General features: G+C 55.4%; 3 protein-coding genes and 2 pseudogenes. 2 read left to right on the forward strand and 3 right to left on the reverse strand.

All coding sequences use genetic code 11. From position 1 onward, the window contains the following. From ACFQEY_RS14500 to ACFQEY_RS14510, 3 genes and pseudogenes are all read right to left on the reverse strand, one after another. Window positions 1-327 (reverse strand): IS1/IS1595 family N-terminal zinc-binding domain-containing protein (locus ACFQEY_RS14500; RefSeq protein WP_379769862.1); only part of this gene is annotated, 327 nt, incomplete at its 3' end. Window positions 328-413: 86 nt separating this feature from the next. After that, window positions 414-551, reverse strand: a pseudogene (locus ACFQEY_RS14505) (IS5/IS1182 family transposase); the annotation flags it as partial. A 30-nt stretch (window positions 552-581) separates the two neighbouring features. Then, entirely contained in the window at window positions 582-824 is a 243-nt protein-coding gene (locus ACFQEY_RS14510) for a hypothetical protein (RefSeq protein ID WP_379769864.1), read from the reverse strand. A 12-nt stretch (window positions 825-836) separates the two neighbouring features. Between ACFQEY_RS14510 and ACFQEY_RS14515 the strand changes: the two genes are divergently transcribed. Both ACFQEY_RS14515 and ACFQEY_RS14520 read left to right on the forward strand, forming a co-directional pair. Continuing rightward, complete coding sequence (locus ACFQEY_RS14515) at window positions 837-1,361, forward strand: SGNH/GDSL hydrolase family protein (protein ID WP_379769866.1); 525 nt, start codon at window positions 837-839, stop codon at window positions 1,359-1,361. 727 nt (window positions 1,362-2,088) lie between these two features. Then, window positions 2,089-2,216, forward strand: a pseudogene (locus tag ACFQEY_RS14520) (IS701 family transposase); the annotation flags it as partial.

Consider the following 2,216-nt stretch of genomic DNA (forward strand, 5'->3'; position numbering starts at 1 on the left):
CTGCTCGACGCGCCGCCGAAGCGACCTATAGGAGACGGTAAGTTCAGCGTCTAACTGGTTGATACTCGTGTTGAACCGAAGGAACGCGTAAAACGCGAACAAGAGCTTATCGAGGCCGATTTTCGCGTGGGCGAAGATCGTGCCAGTCTTGTCGTTGAACGTGCGGTCACAATCCTTACAGAGATACCGTTGATACTCTCGATAGCTGCCGTGCTTGATCACTGATTCAGATCGGCAGCGCGGGCAATAGAGGCCATCCCGCCAGCGAACCTGCTCCAGCAGGTTCGCGGCGCTTGCCTCTGAACGCAGCACTTCGAATGGGAACATATCGGGTGACGCTGCCGCGTCACCCTTGCCCGCTACGGTTCTACAGCGCCAGCTCTACCTGACCAACAACCTGCTTCCGAAGAGCGTTTGCGAATACAGTGAGCAACGATGCGGGCCTCGCAGGCAAGCCCGCCTGAGTCGGGCTTGCCCGCTCGCTTCCCCAACGCTTGTTTGCCTACACGTAGTGCTGTCTCAATGAGGTCAAGAAGTGCGACTCCCGTAATCGACTTCTCGACCCCATCTTCTCAAACACGTTACGGAGTGATCCTGCCGCCATCTTTCATTTTCAATAGAGCAGTGAGGAGAACTATCGAAAGCACGATTTCGCATAGCGTATCTTTGCTATCCTCATCACCGAGGATGGGTTCGAAGAAATCACCGTTGAGTACCGTCGCTTCTGGTATAAGGCCTGCCAGCAGACATTCACTGCCGACCTCTCCAAGCTGTTCTACGATGAGTGTATGTACGGCAACCCCATCGTCAATCTCTGCCTGCAACTGTCGGCGACGATGTCGCCGACGAGCGTGGAGCGGCAACTCCAACAGATCGGTATCCAGGTTGATCGCCACACAGTCAGGCGATATGTGCGGCTGTTCGGCGAACTTCTCGCCGAACAGCACGGCATTACTGTCGCTGAGAAATCCCTCGGTCAAAACGTCTTGGCTGCACTCTGCGACGTAGAGACTGTTGACGAATTCAAAGACGAGTACGCGGAGGAACTTACAAACGCTGGCATCGACGAGTTGGCGGGCTGTGCTAACGAGACGTACCCGGTGAAGAAAGGCGCAAAGAAGGAGCTCTACGAGGAAAACATGGAACGCAAGCAGGAGGGGAAGGAACCACGCACGCATCCCGACAGCTTCACGGTCGGATGCGGATATCTCCCCAAGCTGGACTGTTACGCGAGTGTGCAATGTCGAGAGACAGCGTTCGCAAGCATCCTTGCGAACGCGTTAGGGCTACCGCTGTCGAGCGTGGCTTACTCTGTAACGACGATGAGGACTGCTACAACGGCACTTTCGACGGCCGTGTGATGAATGTTTCATCGCTTGCGCACACGCGCTCGTGACGACGAGCGCGGGGAGCAATTAGCCGAGAAGGGAAAGCACGAGGAATTAGCGGCCTACCTTGCGGATGAGTACGCGGAGCTGTATGAGCAGGAAGTAGAGCGGCTCAAAGAGGAATATCCGTGCTTCTGGGATGAGGAAGAGTTCACGGGGCCGGTGACGACGAATGCGAGTGAGGGAGGGAACTGGCGGTTGAAGCGGAAGCTGCGCGTGCCGTATCCACTCGTTGATACGGCACGCGGGCGGGTATTGTTGAGTGCGTTGAACGACTCGTTGTCGGTCTACAGAAATGGTCGCCCGGCGGCGAGCTTCTCTCACCGCCACGGCTCATTCAGGTTCCAGCAGATCATGGGACGACAGTCAGGAAACCCGCTGGACTCTGTCACTCGTCCCCCGATACTACCGGTTCGAGTAGCACGGTCATAGCTACTGCTTTCTACACGTGTGACAGCGAATGAGCCAAACGCAGAACAACAGAGCATCCCACACGACCCGTTGGATGGACGGAAACTTTTATTACAATTGGAACTATTGGTCCCTTTGAGTATGGCTACCAATACTCAGACAACCGGCCAATTTCGTGACGACATCCTGACCATCCGGAGATGTATCGAAATGAGTGCCGAAAAGTACACTGATCAACTCAGCTTTGAACGTTGAAGTAGGATCGTGACGTAGGCGGTAGCGAACACGGATGATGCCGATTACGGACTTCTTGTCGTGCACGCGTGTATTCGACGAGTTCGAGTCGCTGTCACCCGCACAACGTCAGCACGCGAAAACCTACGCCACAGGTCTTGTTGCGGCCAGCAACAAGACCGT

This window comes from Halorubrum trueperi, from assembly GCF_042662525.1.
Taxonomy (GTDB): Archaea; Halobacteriota; Halobacteria; order Halobacteriales; family Haloferacaceae; genus Halorubrum; species Halorubrum trueperi.

What these genes read in the sequence shown, in the direction of transcription:
- ACFQEY_RS14515 (WP_379769866.1), top strand. Translation starts at nt 837, where the DNA reads ATGTCGCCGACGAGCGTGGAGCGGCAACTCCAACAGATCGGTATCCAG.